This window comes from Arsenicibacter sp. R0_47 (assembly GCF_057652235.1).
Genome location: NZ_JBYFCJ010000002.1, coordinates 630,223 through 648,324 on the forward strand (window position 1 = coordinate 630,223; position 18,102 = coordinate 648,324).

An 18,102-nucleotide genomic window follows, 5' to 3' on the forward strand; every position below is an offset into this window, starting at 1 on the left:
GATATAAATAATTAATTAGTAACCTAAGCGGATAGAGAAAAAGGGGAACTAACAGCTGTCCTGACAACTTATAGGAATACGCTAAGAAATGCAGTTTATGACCTTGCTTGATCAGGCCATCGCGCAGATGAATGAGTATGGCAGCCAACGGAAACCATTCTTTTTCCTGTTCGACTTTTTGTTGGAAAAACCGTTGGTTGTACCGGCTGAACAAATAAATGAAAGTAAGATTTTATTTATATTCAATGGCCGCGGCAATGCCGGTTCTGCCGTGCCTGTAAGCAGCCGTGAGATTACCTTCAGCCGTTCGCCGGCCGGATTTGAGCAGTACGCAGCAGCCTTCAGGTACGTCGTCGGACAGATCCGGCTGGGCAATTCATTTCTGGTAAACCTGTCGGCGCCGACCCCGATTGAAACCAATGCCTCGCTCGACGATATTTTCCGGCTGAGCAATGCGCGCTATAAGCTACGGTTTCGCGATGAGTTTGTCTGTTTCTCGCCCGAAATCTTCGTACAGATTCAGGGAAACCGGATTGCGTCGTTTCCGATGAAAGGCACCATTGATGCCTCGCTGCCGGATGCCGCAACCCGTATTCTGGCCGATCCGAAAGAGGCTGCCGAACATGCTACCATCGTGGATCTGATCCGGAACGACATTAGCCAGATTGCCGATAAGGTATGGGTGGAGCGGTACCGGTATCTGGAAGAAGTGAAAACACAGCGGGGGAGTCTGTTACAGGTCAGCTCGGAAATTGCCGGCCTGCTGCCCGATAACTGGCCCGATCAGCTCGGCGATCTGTTTCTGAAACTGCTGCCGGCGGGTTCAATCAGCGGCGCGCCCAAGCCGAAAACGCTGGATATTATCCGGACGGCCGAGTGGTATGACCGGGGCTATTATACCGGCGTGGCGGGTTATTTCGATGGCTGCAACCTCGATAGCGGTGTCCTGATCCGGTTTATCGAACAGCAGCATAACGGGCTGGTGTTTAAAAGCGGCGGGGGCATTACGGCCCAAAGCGATCTGCATGCCGAGTACCAGGAGCTTATCGATAAGGTTTACCTGCCGATTCCGCAGCGCGAACCGGTAATCCTTTAAACACGAATCGGTGCCCTGTGAACCTGTAAAAAGTCACCGGCACCGACACGTTTATTAATCAATCCGCCAGCTGTCTGACGGACCGACGGTATTAATCATTTCCGCCGATTGACAGGCTTGTGCCAATCAGGGCAAAATCAAAAATTTCAGTCACATTTGCCAGGTTCAGGAAGCTGCCACCTTGTGCATTAATCATTTCCTGATTATTCATTTCCTGTACTTCGAGTTGATCCAGATTCAGCGTTTTCATAACAATAAATGGTTGAGTTAATTGCCTACTCGATACGCTTTTCGGCTGCCGCGCCCCATCCGTGAGAGCAGTTTCCGAAGGAGCGCTTTCTGCCGTTTGGTTGATACAAAGTTGGCAGAAAAATCCGTAGGACCTGATAACCAGCTGTTATGGCTTCATAGCGATCAGTTATAAAAATATAACCGGCTTAATTTACCGGTGTCTGCGGGAGGTATAACGTGAACGTAGCGCCTTCGCCCGGTTTTCCGCTGGCGGTGATAACGGCGTTGTGGTTATCAGCAACCTTTTTCACAATGGCCAGGCCAATACCTGTTCCGGCATACTGGCTCTTGCCGTGGAGGCGCTGAAAGAGTTCAAAAATACGGTCGCCGTATTTTTCATCAAACCCGATTCCGTTGTCTGTAATGGTAATGACGTAATAGGCCTGGTCGCGTGCCAGCTCCGGTATATGCGTAAGCTGATCGCCGGTAAGCAGCCCGCAGGTGATGGTAATCTGCGGAGGAACCGGCTTGCTGTCACGGGTTTCGCGGGTAAATTTCAGCGCATTCGACAGCAGGTTATGGAAAAGCTGCTGCCATTGCAGCCGTTCGCCCTGAATGACAGGCAGCGGCTCAATCCGGATATCTGCCTTTTTCTCGGTAATAACCGTCTCAAAATCGCTCAGGACATCATTGAGCAGGCTCATCAGATCAATGCTCTGGGCCGTTTCCCGTTTTGTCGTCAGGCGGGAATAGGCCAGCAGGTCACGGATAAATACCTGCATCCGGCCGGCAGCTCCCTGCATGCGCTGCAGCAGATCCTGCGCCTGAGGTTCGAGCTGATCACCATACTGCGAAACCAGTAAATCCCCGAACGACTGAATTTTCCGCAACGGCTCCTGCATGTCGTGGGAGGCGATGTAGGCAAACTGCTGCAGGTTTTCGTTTGATTTCATCAACTGCTTCAGCAGATACGTTTGCTGATGCTGCACCTGCTTAAAATCATCAATGTTTAAGAGCCAGGCAAGCAGGCCGTCACCGAGTTTTGATACGGAGATGTCGAAATAATGATTGTTAAATTCGTATTCCAGGTCAAAGGTAATGTTGTTCTCGACCACATTAATGAGTCTGCCGAAAATGGGTGTCTGCTGAATGGCCGGGTTAATTTCCATCAGCGTATAGGTCCGGTCCAGAAGCTGTTCAGTCTCGGTCTGGCTGACAGCGGCGCGGTTCCAGAAGACAGGCTTAAAGTCAATAATCTGACCGGCTTCGTTCCTGATGGCTTCGTAGATGACCAACCCGTTTCTGGCCGAATGAAAGACACTGTCGAGCATGGCTTTCTGGGTCTCCAGCTGGTGCAGCAGGGCCTGTGTTACAGTTATGTCGGTGGTAGTCTGGACAATATAAGGGCCCTGCGTTGTGAGCCGGACATCATAGTATTTTTGCCGGCCCGGATCGACAAATTCAAAATGAGCAGATTGTTGCTGGTTTTTGGCTAATTCACTCAGAAGGATAAAAAGCTGGCCGGTTCGTTCTACGAGGGGCATCGACAGCAGGCGCTGGCCGATGATGTCGTCAGGTGTGAGGTTGATCGTGCGGGCAGCGGCCGGATTGCAGAGAATAATGCGGAAATCATCTACATCACCATTGTCATGCCAGATTGTCTGATAAAGCGTAATTCCGGTTGCTGTGCCATAGATAGCTTGTTGAAAAGGATCGGTTAAGGCGTCCGGTCTGGCTTGAAAGAGGTCATTATGTACCATCAGAACTAGTAATCAGTGTACGGCTAATTCATAAAATTAATGGATAAGCTTTCGTCTGTGTGCGTAAATGAGCTAAATCTTAGTGTGCGGGAAAGTTGATTTTGTTTATAAATAGAACCCTGATAAGTGCTTCCGTAAGCGGAATTGGGCGATATTGAGTAAGTTGCGCCAAAAAACTTACCTCATGTTTTTCCGGATCGTTACCTTTTGTACGTGCTTATTTTTTACGTTAACTGCCTGGGCGCGTGTGTCCAGAGTCGATATTCAGAACCGGTCGCTGGTGCTCGGCGGAAAGGCCTTCGGAACCGCCGGAGCGTACGAGCGTTTGTCGGGCAAAGTCTGGTTTACCGTGTCGCCGGGTAATCCGCATAACAAAATCATCGCTGATCTGGCCAACGCACCCCGTAACGCGGCCGGCGAGGTTGAATTCTCGGCTAATTTTTACGTATTGCGCCCGCAGCTACCCGCAAAAGGCAACGGGACTGCCCTGGTTGACATCTCAAACCGGGGCGGCAAAGGGGCCCTTTCCTTTTTTAACATGGGCGGGGGCTCCCGGAATCCCGAAACGGAAGAACAGTTCGGCGACGGCTTTCTGATGAATCAGGGGTTTACGGTCGTCTGGATCGGCTGGCAGTACGACACGCCGGATGCCGACTATGCCCTGAAGCTGATTGCGCCCGTTGCGACCGAAGCGGGCCGTACCATCACCGGCCTGGCCCGGACCGACATTGTCCTGTCTGCCAAAGCCTATCACACCACGCTGGGCCATCGCGGTCAGCTGGCACAGCCTGTTCTTGACAGCAACACCCCTGACGCGACATTGACCGTCCGGTCGACGGTGCTGGGTGAGCGCACGGTCATTCCAGGGTCGGAGTGGGGCTTCGGGCAGCTGGAAAACGGAACTGTTAAGCCCGATCCGACCTCTGTCTATCTGAAGAGCGGTTTTGAGCCGGGCAAAATTTACGAGGTGGTCTGGCCGGTGGCCAATCCGGCGGTGGCTGGCCTTGGGCTGGCGGCTGTCCGGGATTTTGTCTCGTATCTCAAAAACGAAGCCACGTCCATTGCGCCGGTAGCGAAGGCCATTGGCTTCGGTATTTCACAGTCGGGGCGCTACCTGCGTCACTTTATCTACGAAGGATTCAATGCCGATGAACAGGGCCGGAAAGTATTCGACGGGGTTAATAACCACGTTGGCGGGGCGGGGATGGGCACGTTCAACCACCGGTTTGCGGAGCCGTCGCGGGATGGTACGCCGTTTTACTCACTGTTTTTCTCGGTAGACATTTTTCCGTTTACCGATGCTGACCAGACCGATGCCGAAACCGGTCAGACCGACGGACTCCTGAAACGGGCGACGGCGGAAAACGTCGTACCGAAGCTGTTTCATACCTACTCGTCTTATGAGTACTACGGGCGTGTGGCGTCCCTGCTGCACACCACTGCCGACGGGAGTGCGGATGCTGCCTTACCGGCTGATGTCCGGATCTATTTCTTTGCCGGAAGCCAGCATTTCCCGACGCCGGTTTTACCGGATAAAAAGGCCTTGCTGCCCAACAACTCCGTTACGCATCAGGCAACACCTAACGACCTGCGTTATGGCATGCGGGCCTTGCTGATGGCCATGCAGCGCTGGATAGCCGACGGAACCGAACCACCGGTCAGCCGTTATCCGCGAATTGATAAAGGGTCACTGGTGCCGGTCGGCGCTGTCCGGTTTCCGGCCATCCCGAATGTAGTGCATCCGGAAACGATCCGGTACACCTACCGCGTCGACTATGGTCCTGACTATGCTGCCAGAAAGATTATCACGAATCAGCCACCGAAAGTAGGGAAAGCCTACGGCGTGAAGGTGCCGCAGGTAGATGCTGACGGCAACGAACTCGACGGGCTCCGGATGCCGGAGGGCATGGTTCCGCTGGGGACATACACCGGCTGGAACCAACGTAATCCGGCTACGGGGTCGCCCGGGCAGCTGACAGATTTTTACGGATCCTACTTCCCGTTTGCGAAAACGAAAGCGACGAAGGTTGCCGGTGATCCGCGTAAATCCATTGCCGAACGCTATAAAAATGAGGCCGACTATCTGAACAAACTGACGAAAGCCGCCAATGACCTGGTGAAGGGAGGTTACCTGTTGCCGCAGGACCTGCCGGCCATCCGCCAGCGGGGCGAAGCCTTCTGGAAATGGCATATGGAGTAGGGATTCTGACGGGTGACTACCTCATTGTTTGCCCGTCAGAATAATGGTAAATTAGAACGCTGGTTTGATTTCGGGCGTTATCATAAGAAAGGAGGGCATATGACACGTATTATCACCATTGAAACACAAAACGATCAGGATTTTGATCTGGTAAAGGGACTTGCCGAACGCATGGGTTTACATACGCAGGTAAGGGGTTCTGCCGTAGATGAAATTGATCAGAAGGTTGCTTTTGAGAAATTCATTGGCAGCTGGCAGGGTGAAGAAACCGGTGACGAACTGGTTGACATGATTTATAGCGCCCGGAATGATAAGGGACGGGACATTGAACTATGATCTATTTACTCGATACCAACATCTGCATTCACCTGTTTAAAGGCGACCAGAAATTAGCAGATAAGGTCAACTCGGTAGGGCTCCACAATTGTTATCTATCTGAAATAACGGTTGTGGAGTTACTATTTGGAGTAGAGAACAGTTCTCTTTCCCGACGTCACGAAAATCTCAGCAATGTCAATTGGCTAAGAAGAGCTTTTTCGGATCGTACATTATTAATAGGTGCTTGTTTCTACGAATACGCGAGACAAAAAACTGCCCTTAAGCGTATGGGCAGGCCGGTCGGCGACTTTGATTTGTTGATCGGTGCAACAGCTATTGCACATGGCCTGACGTTAGTGACCAGGAATACCCGTGATTTCAGCAACTTGCAGGGAATCGTTTTGGAAAACTGGATTGATACACCCTGACTGGTATCGAACAAACCCGCATGGCCTGCCGTTACCAGTTTGTCGGCTATAAGGCTGATGCACTACTGTATGAAAACGTTTCAGACCATTAATCCATATACCCTCGAAACCCTTCACGAATACACAGAAGAAACGCCGGAACAGGTAATCCGCCGGCTCGATATAGCTGCGGCGGCGCAGCCGGCCTGGGCGGCCCTGACCTTTTCGGAGCGCGCCCGTTGCTTTCGGGCGCTCGCCGTTTACCTGCGTACCCACAAAGATCGGCTGGCTGCACTCATGACGGCCGAAATGGGTAAAATCCTGCGTGAATCGGCGGCGGAAGTTGAGAAGTGCGCCGGTCAGTGTGACCATTATGCCGAACACGCCGGGCAACTGCTGACGCCCGACCTGATTGCTACGGAAGCGCAGAAAAGTATGGTGGTGTATGAGCCCGTAGGTGTCGTATTGTCCATTATGCCGTGGAATTTTCCGTACTGGCAGGTGTTCCGGTATTCGGTGCCGGCGCTGATGGCAGGCAATGTCACAATCCTGAAACACGCCCCGAATGTCTTTGGCTGTGCCGTGGCGATTGAAGAAGCGTACCGTGCTGCCGGTTTTCCCGACGGTATTTTCCAGTCCGTAATTGCGGATACAAACGCTATTGAACACCTGCTGGCCGATGACCGTGTAGGCATGGTCACCCTGACAGGCAGCGAACGGGCCGGTTCGGCAGTGGCGGCTCTGGCGGGGAAAAACATTAAAAAGTCGGTGATGGAGCTGGGCGGGAGCGACCCGCTGATTGTATTGCAGGATGCCGATCTGGAAAAAGCGGCCGATGCGGCTGTGCAGTCGCGGATGAGCAACGCGGGACAGGTCTGTATTGCCGCTAAACGCTTTCTGGTCGAAAAGCCGGTGAAGGAAGCCTTCACGGCGTTGGTGAAAACCCGCATTGCCAGACTGGTACAAGGTGATCCGATGGCGCCGGAAACGGCGATCGGCCCCATTGCGCGGCTGGATCTGGCCGAAACACTGGAAAAACAACTTCAGGCGGCCCTGACTGAAGGAGCCACCCTGCTGGTTGGCGGAAAACGCGATCAGTGTAATTTTCAACCGACCCTGCTCGACAACGTAAGCCCTGATTCGACCGTGTTCCGCGAAGAAACGTTCGGGCCGCTGGCGGCCATTACGGAGGTCGCCGATGTAGAGGAGGCTGTCCGGCTGGCCAACCAGTCGCGGTACGGCCTCAGCGCGGCCATCTGGACCGCCGATCTGGCGAAGGCCGAACAACTGAGCCGCCGTTTGCAGGTGGGCAGCGTGTTTGTCAACGCCGTCGTAAAATCCGACTCGCGGCTGCCGATTGGCGGGGTGAAAAAATCGGGTTACGGCCGCGAACTGTCGGAGGCCGGCATCAAGGATTTCTGCGTCACCAAAACGATTTATATTGCCTGATAAAAGGGGCCGGTGTGTTTTGTGCAGCACCGGCCCCTTTCCTTACTTCTTTAATTCCAGAGTCACCAGCTTCGGCTCATTGAACGGACCGGCTTTGGCCTGTTCCATCACTTTCTCCAGTACGACATTTAGCCGTTCCTGCGTTTGCTCTCGACGGATATTCAGGCGGCGGGGAAGCGTTTCCTGATAGACAAGCTGTGTCTGATCGTTATAAAATTTGACCTGACTCTGCCGGTTGGCCGGCGATGTTTCGACCACCCAGAAACCGGATACCGGATAGACCCGTGGTTTGGCCGGCCGGGCTATGGATACTGAAACCAGTGTCAGGCAGCAAAGAGCGGATAAGAGCAGGCGGAAGCAATTGTGTGTTGTCATGTTGTTTACTGTTTAAGAAGGAGTATCTGTTGTTTGTCGGGTCAAAAATCAGCACGTCTGTGCTACGAAACCACGAATTTCGCCCGCCTGCCGGTACCTGCCGACCGACAACCGGAAATGGTCGCTGAACGCAGCTGATCGCCCGTACGTGCTGTTCGGCGACGAACAACTGCTGTTTGTCTACAATCCGTTGAGTTAATGGCTAAACTGTCGGTGTTTGGCTACCTTTAAGGCATTAAATCACTCCGCCATGCAACTTTTCAACCACAATTTTGTCTTCTCCGGCCAGCCGCGTTACCGGCTGCAACGGCATGGCTTGTTCTGGAGCATGGCGTGGTTATACTGTACGGTGCTGTATGGGTTTCTGCCCATGAGTATCTGGCTGGAAAAAGGGGTTCCGGTCGGGCGGGCTTTGGTCCGCAGTTACGTAGTGTCGGGCATTGAAGCCTTTCTGTTTTTACCGTCCCACATGTTTCTGGCCTACGGTATCATCTATGTGCTTTTCCCGCGTTACCTCAATCCCAGCCGTTACCTGCATCTGGTCTTTGGTATCCTGATCCTGATGGTGCTCACATCGGTGCTGTCGACAGTCACGGTACAGTGGATTGTGGCTCCGCTGCGGCTGATCATGGGAACGGGCCGCACGCAGGGAATTTTCTTTTACTCCATGATGGCGGGGCTGCGGGGAGCAACCACCTTTGCCGGTTTTGCAACGGCCATTAAACTTGCCAAAATCTGGTACATGAAGCAGGAAGCCTATCAGGAAATCGAACGCGAAAAGCTTCATGCGGAGCTACAGCTGCTGAAATCGCAGGTACATCCGCATTTTCTGTTCAACACACTGAATAACCTCTATTCGCTGACCCTCCAGCGTTCCGATCAGTCGCCGGCTGTGGTGCTGAAACTCTCGGAACTGCTGCGCTATATGCTCTATGAGTGCAATGCGGTAGAGGTACCGCTGAGCAAGGAAATTACGTTTCTGAAAAACTACATTGCCCTGGAGCAGCTGCGCTACGGCAGCCGTCTCGATATGTCGGTGTCGATTACCGGCGACTGGCCCCGCAAACAGATTGCCCCGCTTTTGCTGATTCCGTTTCTGGAAAATGCATTCAAACACGGAACGAGTCAGCAACTGGAACAAGCCTGGATGCACCTCGATCTGAATGTGCAGGGCAGTACGCTTAAATTCAAGCTGATTAACAGCTATGATACGGATCAGCAACGCCCGGCCGAAGTGGGTGGTATCGGGCTTCAGAATGTGCAGAAACGGCTGAGTCTGCTCTATCCCGGCCGGCATGAGCTGCGGACGGTCGTTGAGGAAGAAACGTTTATGGTCATTTTAACGCTTGAACTAACCGACCGGCTGCGGGCATCGTCGCCGCTGGTTGTGGTGAGCGGAGAACAGGAGGTTGCATAACATGGTAACACGTTGCTTATTGGTGGACGACGAACCACCGGCGTTGGCGGTACTGACGTCGTATGTTGAGCTGGTCGACGGGCTGGAAATTGTCGGGACGTGCCAGAACGCGGTACAGGCCTTCGGTGTGTTGCAGGAGCGGCCGGTTGATCTGCTGTTTCTGGATATCAACATGCCGAAACTGCTGGGCACGGATTTTCTCCGCAGCCTGCGCAACCCGCCCAAAACGATCTTTACTACCGCGTACCGCGATTATGCACTTGACGGCTACGACCTCGATGTTGTCGATTACCTCCTGAAGCCCATTCCGTTTGACCGCTTTTTACGGGCGATTGCCAAGGTCATGAAAACCGAAGCAGCAGCCCCGTCCATACCGGCTGAGCGGGAAGCCGTCCCGCCCGTCAATGATGCATTCCTGTATTTCCGCGCCGACCGGAAGATGGTTAAAATTTACCTGCACGACATCCTGTATGTGGAAAGCCTGAAGGATTACATCAAAATCGTGACCATAAGCCAGAAACCGTTACTTGTAAAACAGACCATCACATCTGTGGAGGAAATGCTGCCGGAGACCGGTTTTCTGCGCATTCACCGGTCGTATATTATTGCCGTGAACAGAATTACAGCCTTTACGCCGGCACATGTTGATATTGCCGGCGTTGAATTACCGATCGGGCGGCTGTATCAGAAGGATGTCAGCCGTGTGCTGAAGTTATAAAAGGAAGTGTCCTGGTTACAGACAAAAAGTTATTAAACGTTCCGACAGGCCGGCAAACGGCTGAATTGCCTGATTTAAGTCGGTTTACACAAAAAAAGCATCCCTTTTTCCGGTACAGAAGCTTATTATATGTTCTAGGGATTATTGGTTTTATCTATAATTTTGCGCGGTACTAACTGGCGCAAAATGCCTGATTTCACGCAAATAGTTTATCAAAAAGCAGCGATTACGGCCGTATTGTCGCTGTTTGTCTGGGCGCTCTGGGCATTCAGAGACCGGATTAATGTCGCTCCGCAACAGCAGCCAATGGTTATCTGGCTGGCCTTTATCGCGTTACGCATCCTGCCGTTCATTGCTGTTTACCTGGTATTTGATTACGATGCCCGCTCGGATGTCCACATGTTTTATGTCTCGGCACTGGATGCCTACAAGCTGAAGCTGGTTTATAAAGACTTTGATTCGGCCTATTCGCCGGTATTTGCCTACCTGACAGCTCTGCCCCTTATTTTCTGGAATAGCCCGAAAGCGATCATACTATTGCTGATTCTGATAGAAGGTATTACGCTGCAACTCACGTTCCGGCTGTACCGCGACGGGGGCGGCGTGCATTTCCGTGGTGACAGCCCGTTTCATAAGGCCCTGATTTATTTGTTCTTACCGATTCCGTTTGTCTTGTCGGTATTGAGCGGTCAGGAGGATTTGCTGATGTGGCTGTTCGGCGTTATCTGCCTGCTGGTCTGGCGCGAACGCAGAGACGATCTGTGGGTGGGCATTGTGCTCGGCATCGGGATGGTGGTTACCAAGGCCATTCTGATCCTGACGCTGATACCGGTCTTTTTTCTGGTTCGTAACCAGATCCGGTACGTTCTGGGTCTGTTAATCGTCGGCATTCCCTCGCTGGCAATCATGTACTGGCTGGTCGGGATGGAGTTTCTGGAGCCGATTCAGCAGGCTAATGACCCCAGGACGCCGAACATCTGGACCATTCTCCGGACGGCTATCGGGCCTATGGTACCGCTGGGGGCCAAAATCCTGAACTGGGTAGGCCTGGTACTGACACTCGGATTTGCCGGTTTCTTAGGATTTTACTATCGGCAGCGCAACCGGTTTGCCGATGGCTTCGTGGCGCTCTGGATTGTGACCTATGCCTTCATGATGATTGTACAGCAAAGTTCACTGGCGAATTACGCGTACATTTTCATCCTTCCGATGCTGTTTGCCACCTTATCGTTCGATAAAAAATACCATTTGCTTGTCTTGCTTTTGTTTAATTTTACGGTTGTTGTTCAGCCACCCATCTGGTGGGGGATGAACATGCCACTATTCAAAAGCTTTGCTGATTTATCGAACCCGTGGGCGCTGACCGAGTATCTGCTCGAAATTGCCATTATCGGGTGCCTGATCTGGGTGATTGTCACGCAGATACGATCGTTCAGAGCTGTATTAACGAAATAAATTTATAATGCTACAAATCGGTTTAGTTGGTTACGGGTATTGGGGCATCAACCTGCTGCGTAACTTCATGAGTACCCCCCGTTGCACTGTCAAAACCGTTTGCGACCCACGTCCGGAGCGTCAGGCAATTGCTCAGCGTAATTTTCCATCGGTTGGTGTAACGGCCGATTTTAGCGATCTGCTCAACGATCCGGCTATTGACGCCGTTATCCTGGCAACGCCCGTTTTCTCGCATTATCCGCTGGCAAAACAGGCCCTGCTGGCCGGTAAGCATGTGCTGGTTGAAAAACCGTTTACGGCCAGTGTGGCCCATGCCGAAGAGCTGATTGAGCTGGCCGCACAGCAGAACAAGGTGATCATGGTCGATCATACCTTCCTCTACACGGGGTCGGTCCAGAAAATCAAATCCTTGTGCGATGCCGGTGAAATCGGAAAATTACAATATTTCGACTCGACGCGGATCAACCTCGGGCTTTTCCAGTCCGACGTAAACGTGATCTGGGACCTTGCCCCGCACGATATTTCGATCCTGTTCCACCTGTATCCTGAGCGGCCGGTCAGCCTGAGTGCGACCGGTAAGGCCCACGCGCTGAACAAAATCGAGAACATTGCTTACCTGACGCTGCATTACGAATCGGACTTTATCGCTCACTTTACCTGCTCGTGGATTTCGCCGCTGAAAGTGCGCCGGATTCTGATCGGCGGCGATAAGCGGATGGTCCTATACGATGATGTTGAGCCGACTGAAAAGGTAAAAATGTACAGCACGAGCTACGAGGTAAACCAGTCGGAGCAGGAGAAGCACAAAATGCTGATCGACTACCGCACCGGTGATATCTTTATTCCGAAAGTAGCTCAGAAAGAGGCGCTTGCTGAAATGGCTGCCGATTTCGTGGCGTCGATTCTGGATGGCAAGCAACCGCTGGTCGATGGCCGGAAAGGCCTTGAAGTCGTGCGTGTGCTGGAAGCGGCTGAGGCATCGATTAAACAAAACGGGAAGGAAATCTTTTTATAACCCATGCAGACATTAACCGAAAACTCCCCGAAGCGCTCGCTGAACAATGTGCAGGTTGGCGAAGGGGTGAAAATATATGACTTTGTGAATGCCTACCACTGCTCCATCGACGACGGGTCGAAGGTAGGTACGTTTGTCGAAATCCAGAAAGGGGCGACAATCGGTAAAAACTGCAAAATTTCGAGCCACAGCTTTATCTGCGAAGGCGTTCATATCGAAGACAATGTCTTTCTGGGACACAACGTCACCTTTATCAATGACCGGTTTCCGCGTGCGACCAATCCGGACGGGTCGGTTCAGACTGATGCCGACTGGACCATGGAAGAAACGTGGGTAAAAACAGGAGCGTCGATTGGCTCAAGCGTAACCATTCTGTGTGGCGTGACCATTGGCGAAGGCGCTATTGTCGGAGCCGGTTCAGTCGTTACCAAAAATGTCGCGCCTTACACGATTGTGGCCGGTAATCCCGCTAAGTTTTTAAAAGAAGTAACTAAGTAAAACCGGAGCAGCCGCCTGCCAAACGCAGTTTGTCCGGTATATAACGATGCTGACGGGGGACGCCTCCGGAAGCGCAAACGTCAAACGAAACATGTTATCAACCATAGCTAAAATTCCCTGCCTCGATCTGAAAAAGCAGTATGCGCAAATCAAGGACGAGGTGTTGAAAGTAACCGAAGAAGTGTTCGAGTCGAATGCGTTTTCGGGTGGCCCGTATGTCGATGCCTTCGAGCAGCATTTTGCGGACTATTGCGGCACACAGTATGCCATGGGCGTTAACAACGGTACCACGGCGCTGCAGCTGGCCATGCTGGCGCTCGGCGTTGGTCCGGGCGATGAGGTAATCATTCCTGCCAATACGTTTATTGCCACGGCGTGGGGAGCTTCTCACGTAGGCGCAACGCCGGTTTTTGTCGATTGCGACCCCGATACCTGGGAAATCGACCCTGCTCAGATTGAGTGCCGCATTACCGAACGGACAAAAGTTATTGCCGGTGTACACCTTTACGGCCAACCTTTCGACGTGCAGGCAGTTAAAGGAATAGCCGACAGGTTCGGCCTGAAAATGATCGAAGATGCCGCTCAGGCGCATGGTGCCCGGTACAACGGAACCCGCGTCGGTGGTTTTGGCGAAATGGCCTGTTTCAGCTTCTACCCGGGCAAGAACCTCGGCGCGTATGGCGAGGCCGGTGGCATGACCACCAACGACAAAGCCTATTACGACCATGTGCGGAGTCTGCGGAACCACGGTTGTCAGGTCCGGTACTACCACGATGAGGTAGGCTACAACATGCGTATGGACGGGTTGCAGGGTGCGATTCTGGACATTAAACTGCGGTATCTGGACGCATGGAACGGCCGCCGTCAGGACATTGCCAAAGCGTATCAGCAGGGTATTACTAATCCGGCGGTGAAGATGCAGAAGCAGCCGGACTGGGCGGAATCGGTCTATCACCTGTTTGTGGTGACGGTCGAAAACCGGGACGATTTTATGACGTACCTGAACGAAAACAACGTTTTCCCGGGGCTTCACTATCCGGTTCCGTGCCACCTGCAGAAGGCGTACCATAATCTGAGCTATCACCGCGGCGATTTCCCGCATTCGGAATACCTGGCCGATCATTGCCTGTCCTTGCCGATGTTCGCTGAGCTGACCGATGAGGAAGTGCAGCATGTGATCAACGTAATCAATAAGTATTAACCGAACAGCGCGGCCCGCTCAACTGGGCGGCCGCGCTGTCAGCCAAGAGCATGAATCAAACCTGGAGTGTTGTCGTTTTTTGTTATAACGAAGTAGGAACGGTCGAGAAGGTCGTTACAAAGCTGGTCAATACGTTTGAGCAGCACCGGCCCGGACAGTACGAAATCGTCATTGTCGACGACGGCAGCTCCGATGGTTCTGATGCCGTGATCCGTCAGCTGGACGCCCGTTTCGACGTGGTCCGGCCGGTGTTTCATAAAACAAACCGGGGCATTGGTCACGCTCTGCGCACGGGCTACGTCAACGCCCGGAACGAAAACCTGACCGCTGTACCGGCCGACGGGCAGTTCAACACCGACGAGCTGATTCCGTATCTGGATATACCGGCAAACTCCTTTGTGTCGTACTTCCGGCTCGAAAATACGACGTACACCATGGCGCGGAATGCGTTGTCGTATGCCAACCGCATGGTCAATAAGTTATATCTTGGCTTTGACCTGAAAGACGTTAACTGGGTAAAGATTTATAAAACCGCCGACCTGCACGCGCTGAATCTGGAGATCGAAAGCTCGCTGATCGAAAGTGAGATCTGTGCCAAGCTGCTGGTGTCGGGGCGTAAGGTGGTGCAGGTCGAATCGCGCTACCATCCGCGTGAGGCCGGTGTCAGCAAAGGAGCTTCGTGGTACATTGTCCGGCAGGCGCTGCGGGATACGCTGACCCTCGGGGCCGTCCTTCGCCGCTTCCGTGTCGAGCTGAAGCGCAAACGCCGGGAACAGGCCGTTGCAGTGCGGTAAAGAAGGGGATTGAGTTTTGCCAGTGAAATGCTTAATTTCACCTGATAATTCACCAAAAATATGATATGAGCACGCTTGAATTAAGGTCATCATTGCACGTATTGATTGATCAGATTGATGATAATGAGGTCTTGCAGGCAATTCGTATCCTGTTATCCCGTGAGATGAATCAGCGGAGCGATTTTTGGGATGAACTGACTGTAGAACAAAAAGAATCTATAGATAAAGGAATCGCCGATTTAAATGCCGGTAGGAAGACATCCTTTGCCGAAGTACTTAAAAAGTACCAATAATGGAAATTTACTTCTCTGCTGAAGCTGAAGAAGAGCTTGATAAAATCGTTACGTTTTTGTCTGAGAACTGGCCTGCTAAAGTAAAAACAGATTTTCTAGCTGCTTTGTCTGACAAATTAAGGTATATCGAGCAGATGCCTGAGTTATACAGGAAGTCCTTAAAACGTGAAGGTTTGCGGGAGTGTGTAATTAACAAATATACTGTCTTATTTTATCGCATCAAGAATGACGAAATTGAGGTTGTCTCAGTTTCATCGACGCGAAAAGGAAATTAAGTCTAATTGAAAGAAAGTGTTGGCACGACTTAAACAGCAACGGCTGCCGGTCGTGCCAACACTTTTTTGTATATAGCTGGTTGCCTGGACTGAATAATTGCTCATATTTATGACATTATTCACATGTTAATCAGATTTGAACCATGACCTGTAAAGCCACATTATTGCTTCTTGGAACTCTTTTCCTCACCGCTAATGCATTCGCACAGGCTACGTACTTTAAAGATCAGAATGGCAAAATAGCAGATGCTTCAAGTCACAAAAAAGAAAAGGCAGAGCGCGTTGCCAGAATAAAGTCGAAATTTCCTGAAGCAGTTATTAATGAGGACCTCACCGAAGTTTATAAAAACAACGACAGTATCATTTATGCGTACAAGCTAACTATAAAATTAGCTGATGATAAAGGGCCAAAAGGGTTTCAGGCAGAGACATACATCGGCCGTGAGTTTCCGTTAAACGGTCTACGCACCATTGACGGTGAGCCGGTTGACATGGAAAAACTGAAAGGAAAGCCTACCTTGATTAACTTCTGGTTTACTGCCTGCAAACCCTGTATAGAAGAAATGCCGGTCCTGAATGAGCTTCAAAGCCGTTTTGCGGATTCAGTTAATTTTATTGCGGTAACGTACGAAAGTACCAAAAAAGTAAAGCCGTTTCTACAGCAGAAAACATTCGGATTTACCCATGTTACAGGGGCGAAGAAGCTGATTGACAGCTTAAAAATGATACATTTTCCAACGACTGTTTTTCTGGATAAAGACGGGAGAGTGGTGAGTGTTGAAGGCGGTATTCCCTACATTTTAGGAAAAGATAAGGTGTTGCGGATGGGCGATGGGAAAGAATTTGAAGAGAAGCTGAGAAAACTACTGTAGTATAAAAAGAAAGTGGTGGCACGCCTGGTCGTGCCACCACTTTTTATAAGGCCACCACTTTTCAGGCGGCCAGCGAAGGCAGCGTATTTTCACCGGCGAGGCGTTCGTAAATGCCAAGCGCCCGGACGGCTCCCTCTGTAATATCGGCCTCGTGGCCTTTAGCATGTTTGTCCTGACAGGCAATGGCCCAGTTTTCATTCTTGGGACCATTAAAAAAACGGGAAATGCGGGCCATGGCCGGTAATACCGGACTGCGTTGTAAGTCTCTGGTGATGGTCTGCCCATCAAACGCAATTTCTTCCCCTACATAGGCAGCTCCGAGAAGTTGCCAGGCATTCCAATGTGCAAAAAAAGTCGGGTAGGCAAGCGGGAGCGGTGCCCCTGTTGCCAGTAAATCAGCGACCAGATATGGCGTTTTGCAGTGACGCAAACGATCATAATTGGGTAAATAGGAAGCTTGTTGGGCAAGGGCAGCTTCCAGCGCACGGTGATACGCCAGATTGACGTACAGTAGCTGCTGATACTGATTTAAGGTCAGCACATCAGCGTCGACACGGTTCCGGAAGAGCAGCGTTTTTACCTGATCGTAAAGCGGCTGCAGCTTCTGATTGAGAAGTGCCATGAGATCCATAACGAAAAGAATTAATTGAGTATAACCGGGTTAGCGCTGCTTCGTGTACTTACCACTAACACTACCAACTCAGTATACCAAAGTTCTGTTTTTCATTCTATTTTACAAACTTTTCACCATATACCATTAGGTAAAATGAGTGTACGGTACATAAAAAAACAAAACTACCCGGCCAGCGCCGTAACCGTGTCCGTAAGCTCGTTGACGGGTAATAGACCGTTCAGCCAGTGGATGGGTAAGCTGTCCCGTTCCATCTTCCTGAAGAAGGTCATCTGCCGTTTGGCAAACTGATGAATGGCTGTTTCGAGCCGGAGCGTCATGGCCTCGTAACTGAGTTCGCCCTGCAGGTATTGCGTAATAAATTTGTATTCCAGACCGTAAAAAATCAGCTTCTCGGCCGGAATGCCGGCGGCAAGTAACTGCTCAACTTCGTCAATCATGCCGCTTTGCAGGCGCTCGTGCAGGCGTCGGGTAATCCGCGCGCGGCGGACGTCAACGGGTAGATCGATGCCGAAAACGGCAGGTGTTTCGGCCGGCTCAGGCGTTTGGGCCAGCAATGGCGTGTCGGGGTGGCTGGCCAGATACTGGTTAATTTCGATGGCACGGATCAGCCGTTTACGGGTCGAGGTGTCGGCCACGGCCGAATAAACCGAAGGCGTTTGGTGAAAACGGGCGAGTAATGCATCATCAGAAAGCAGGCTCAGGCTATCGCGCAGGGTCTGATCAATCGGGATGGCCGTAAAGGCGTGGCCTTTCAGGATGGCTTCCAGATAAAGGCCGGTGCCGCCGCACAGGATAGGGCGTTTGCCGCGTTGCCGGATGTCGTCGAGTGCTTGCTGTACATCCTGCTGAAACCGGTAAATGTGGTAGTCGTCTCCGGCATCGGCGATGTTGATGAGGTGGTAGGGTACCGGCTGCCCGCCATCGCTATAGTCGGCGAGGTCTTTGCCCGTGCCGATGTCCATGCCGCGATACACCTGCCGCGAGTCGACACTGATGATTTCGCCCTGAAGCTGCCGGGCTACCTGTACTGCCAGTCTGGTTTTACCGCTGGCCGTTGGTCCCAGAATTACAAGAAGACCGGTATGGGCCATGCG

The 18,102-nt window shown here is 51.8% G+C and carries 19 protein-coding genes and 2 pseudogenes; 16 read left to right on the forward strand and 5 right to left on the reverse strand.

Annotated features, from left to right (window positions below):
- Window positions 1-88 precede the first annotated feature (88 nt).
- Window positions 89-1,096: an aminodeoxychorismate synthase component I gene (locus AC23NW_RS05875; protein ID WP_487448300.1), complete on the forward strand. Its 1,008-nt coding sequence runs from the start codon at window positions 89-91 to the stop codon at window positions 1,094-1,096.
- Window positions 1,097-1,187: 91 nt separating this feature from the next.
- Here AC23NW_RS05875 and AC23NW_RS05880 read toward each other — a convergent pair whose 3' ends face one another.
- Together AC23NW_RS05880 and AC23NW_RS05885 are read right to left on the reverse strand one after the other, a co-directional pair.
- Window positions 1,188-1,346: a hypothetical protein gene (locus AC23NW_RS05880; RefSeq protein WP_487448301.1), complete on the reverse strand. Its 159-nt coding sequence runs from the start codon at window positions 1,344-1,346 to the stop codon at window positions 1,188-1,190.
- Between the two features lie 187 nt (window positions 1,347-1,533).
- A complete protein-coding gene (locus tag AC23NW_RS05885; protein ID WP_487448302.1) occupies window positions 1,534-3,087 on the reverse strand; it encodes a sensor histidine kinase in 1,554 nt (517 codons plus the stop codon).
- A gap of 247 nt (window positions 3,088-3,334) precedes the next feature.
- Here AC23NW_RS05885 and AC23NW_RS05890 point away from each other — a divergent pair, with 247 nt between their 5' ends.
- From AC23NW_RS05890 to AC23NW_RS05905, 4 genes are all read left to right on the forward strand, one after another.
- Window positions 3,335-5,287, forward strand: coding sequence for an alpha/beta hydrolase domain-containing protein (locus AC23NW_RS05890; RefSeq protein ID WP_487448303.1), 1,953 nt, complete (start codon window positions 3,335-3,337; stop codon window positions 5,285-5,287).
- Between the two features lie 99 nt (window positions 5,288-5,386).
- Window positions 5,387-5,623, forward strand: coding sequence for a hypothetical protein (locus tag AC23NW_RS05895; protein WP_487448304.1), 237 nt, complete (start codon window positions 5,387-5,389; stop codon window positions 5,621-5,623).
- Window positions 5,620-6,033 (forward strand): PIN domain-containing protein, encoded by a 414-nt coding sequence (locus AC23NW_RS05900; RefSeq protein ID WP_487448305.1) that lies wholly within the window; start codon window positions 5,620-5,622, stop codon window positions 6,031-6,033. The genes AC23NW_RS05895 and AC23NW_RS05900 overlap by 4 nt, the downstream gene beginning before the upstream one ends.
- A 69-nt stretch (window positions 6,034-6,102) precedes the next feature.
- On the forward strand, window positions 6,103-7,461 hold the full coding sequence (locus AC23NW_RS05905; protein ID WP_487448306.1) for an NAD-dependent succinate-semialdehyde dehydrogenase: 1,359 nt from the start codon (window positions 6,103-6,105) through the stop codon (window positions 7,459-7,461).
- Window positions 7,462-7,503: 42 nt separating this feature from the next.
- Here AC23NW_RS05905 and AC23NW_RS05910 read toward each other — a convergent pair whose 3' ends face one another.
- A complete protein-coding gene (locus tag AC23NW_RS05910; protein ID WP_487448307.1) occupies window positions 7,504-7,836 on the reverse strand; it encodes a hypothetical protein in 333 nt (110 codons plus the stop codon).
- 250 nt (window positions 7,837-8,086) lie between these two features.
- Here AC23NW_RS05910 and AC23NW_RS05915 point away from each other — a divergent pair, with 250 nt between their 5' ends.
- The 11 genes and pseudogenes from AC23NW_RS05915 (at window position 8,087) to AC23NW_RS05965 (ending at window position 16,374) form a co-directional block, all read left to right on the forward strand.
- On the forward strand, window positions 8,087-9,253 hold the full coding sequence (locus AC23NW_RS05915; RefSeq protein ID WP_487448308.1) for a sensor histidine kinase: 1,167 nt from the start codon (window positions 8,087-8,089) through the stop codon (window positions 9,251-9,253).
- 1 nt (window position 9,254) lies between these two features.
- Window positions 9,255-9,971: a LytR/AlgR family response regulator transcription factor gene (locus tag AC23NW_RS05920; RefSeq protein WP_487448310.1), complete on the forward strand. Its 717-nt coding sequence runs from the start codon at window positions 9,255-9,257 to the stop codon at window positions 9,969-9,971.
- Window positions 9,972-10,157: 186 nt separating this feature from the next.
- Entirely contained in the window at window positions 10,158-11,426 is a 1,269-nt protein-coding gene (locus AC23NW_RS05925) for a hypothetical protein (RefSeq protein WP_293846028.1), read from the forward strand.
- 7 nt (window positions 11,427-11,433) lie between these two features.
- Entirely contained in the window at window positions 11,434-12,441 is a 1,008-nt protein-coding gene (locus AC23NW_RS05930) for a Gfo/Idh/MocA family protein (protein WP_293846031.1), read from the forward strand.
- Between the two features lie 3 nt (window positions 12,442-12,444).
- A pseudogene (locus AC23NW_RS05935) lies at window positions 12,445-12,681 on the forward strand (LbetaH domain-containing protein); the annotation flags it as partial.
- A 78-nt stretch (window positions 12,682-12,759) separates the two neighbouring features.
- Window positions 12,760-12,924, forward strand: a pseudogene (locus AC23NW_RS05940) (N-acetyltransferase); the annotation flags it as partial.
- A 106-nt stretch (window positions 12,925-13,030) separates the two neighbouring features.
- Window positions 13,031-14,140, forward strand: coding sequence for a DegT/DnrJ/EryC1/StrS family aminotransferase (locus tag AC23NW_RS05945; protein ID WP_293844906.1), 1,110 nt, complete (start codon window positions 13,031-13,033; stop codon window positions 14,138-14,140).
- A gap of 50 nt (window positions 14,141-14,190) precedes the next feature.
- Window positions 14,191-14,934 (forward strand): glycosyltransferase family 2 protein, encoded by a 744-nt coding sequence (locus AC23NW_RS05950; RefSeq protein ID WP_487448312.1) that lies wholly within the window; start codon window positions 14,191-14,193, stop codon window positions 14,932-14,934.
- Window positions 14,935-14,999: 65 nt separating this feature from the next.
- Window positions 15,000-15,227, forward strand: coding sequence for a hypothetical protein (locus AC23NW_RS05955; RefSeq protein WP_293844911.1), 228 nt, complete (start codon window positions 15,000-15,002; stop codon window positions 15,225-15,227).
- A complete protein-coding gene (locus AC23NW_RS05960; RefSeq protein WP_293844913.1) occupies window positions 15,227-15,502 on the forward strand; it encodes a type II toxin-antitoxin system RelE/ParE family toxin in 276 nt (91 codons plus the stop codon). The genes AC23NW_RS05955 and AC23NW_RS05960 overlap by 1 nt, the downstream gene beginning before the upstream one ends.
- Before the next feature lie 143 nt (window positions 15,503-15,645).
- A complete protein-coding gene (locus AC23NW_RS05965; RefSeq protein ID WP_487448314.1) occupies window positions 15,646-16,374 on the forward strand; it encodes a TlpA family protein disulfide reductase in 729 nt (242 codons plus the stop codon).
- Between the two features lie 61 nt (window positions 16,375-16,435).
- On the opposite strand, the gene AC23NW_RS05970 is transcribed toward AC23NW_RS05965, so the two are convergent.
- Together AC23NW_RS05970 and miaA are read right to left on the reverse strand one after the other, a co-directional pair.
- Window positions 16,436-17,005 carry a heme oxygenase-like domain-containing protein gene (locus tag AC23NW_RS05970; RefSeq protein WP_487448316.1) on the reverse strand — a complete coding sequence of 190 codons (570 nt, stop codon included), beginning with the start codon at window positions 17,003-17,005 and terminating at the stop codon, window positions 16,436-16,438.
- A gap of 164 nt (window positions 17,006-17,169) precedes the next feature.
- Window positions 17,170-18,099, reverse strand: coding sequence for a tRNA (adenosine(37)-N6)-dimethylallyltransferase MiaA (gene miaA, locus AC23NW_RS05975; protein ID WP_487448317.1), 930 nt, complete (start codon window positions 18,097-18,099; stop codon window positions 17,170-17,172).
- Between the last annotated feature and the right edge of the window lie 3 nt (window positions 18,100-18,102).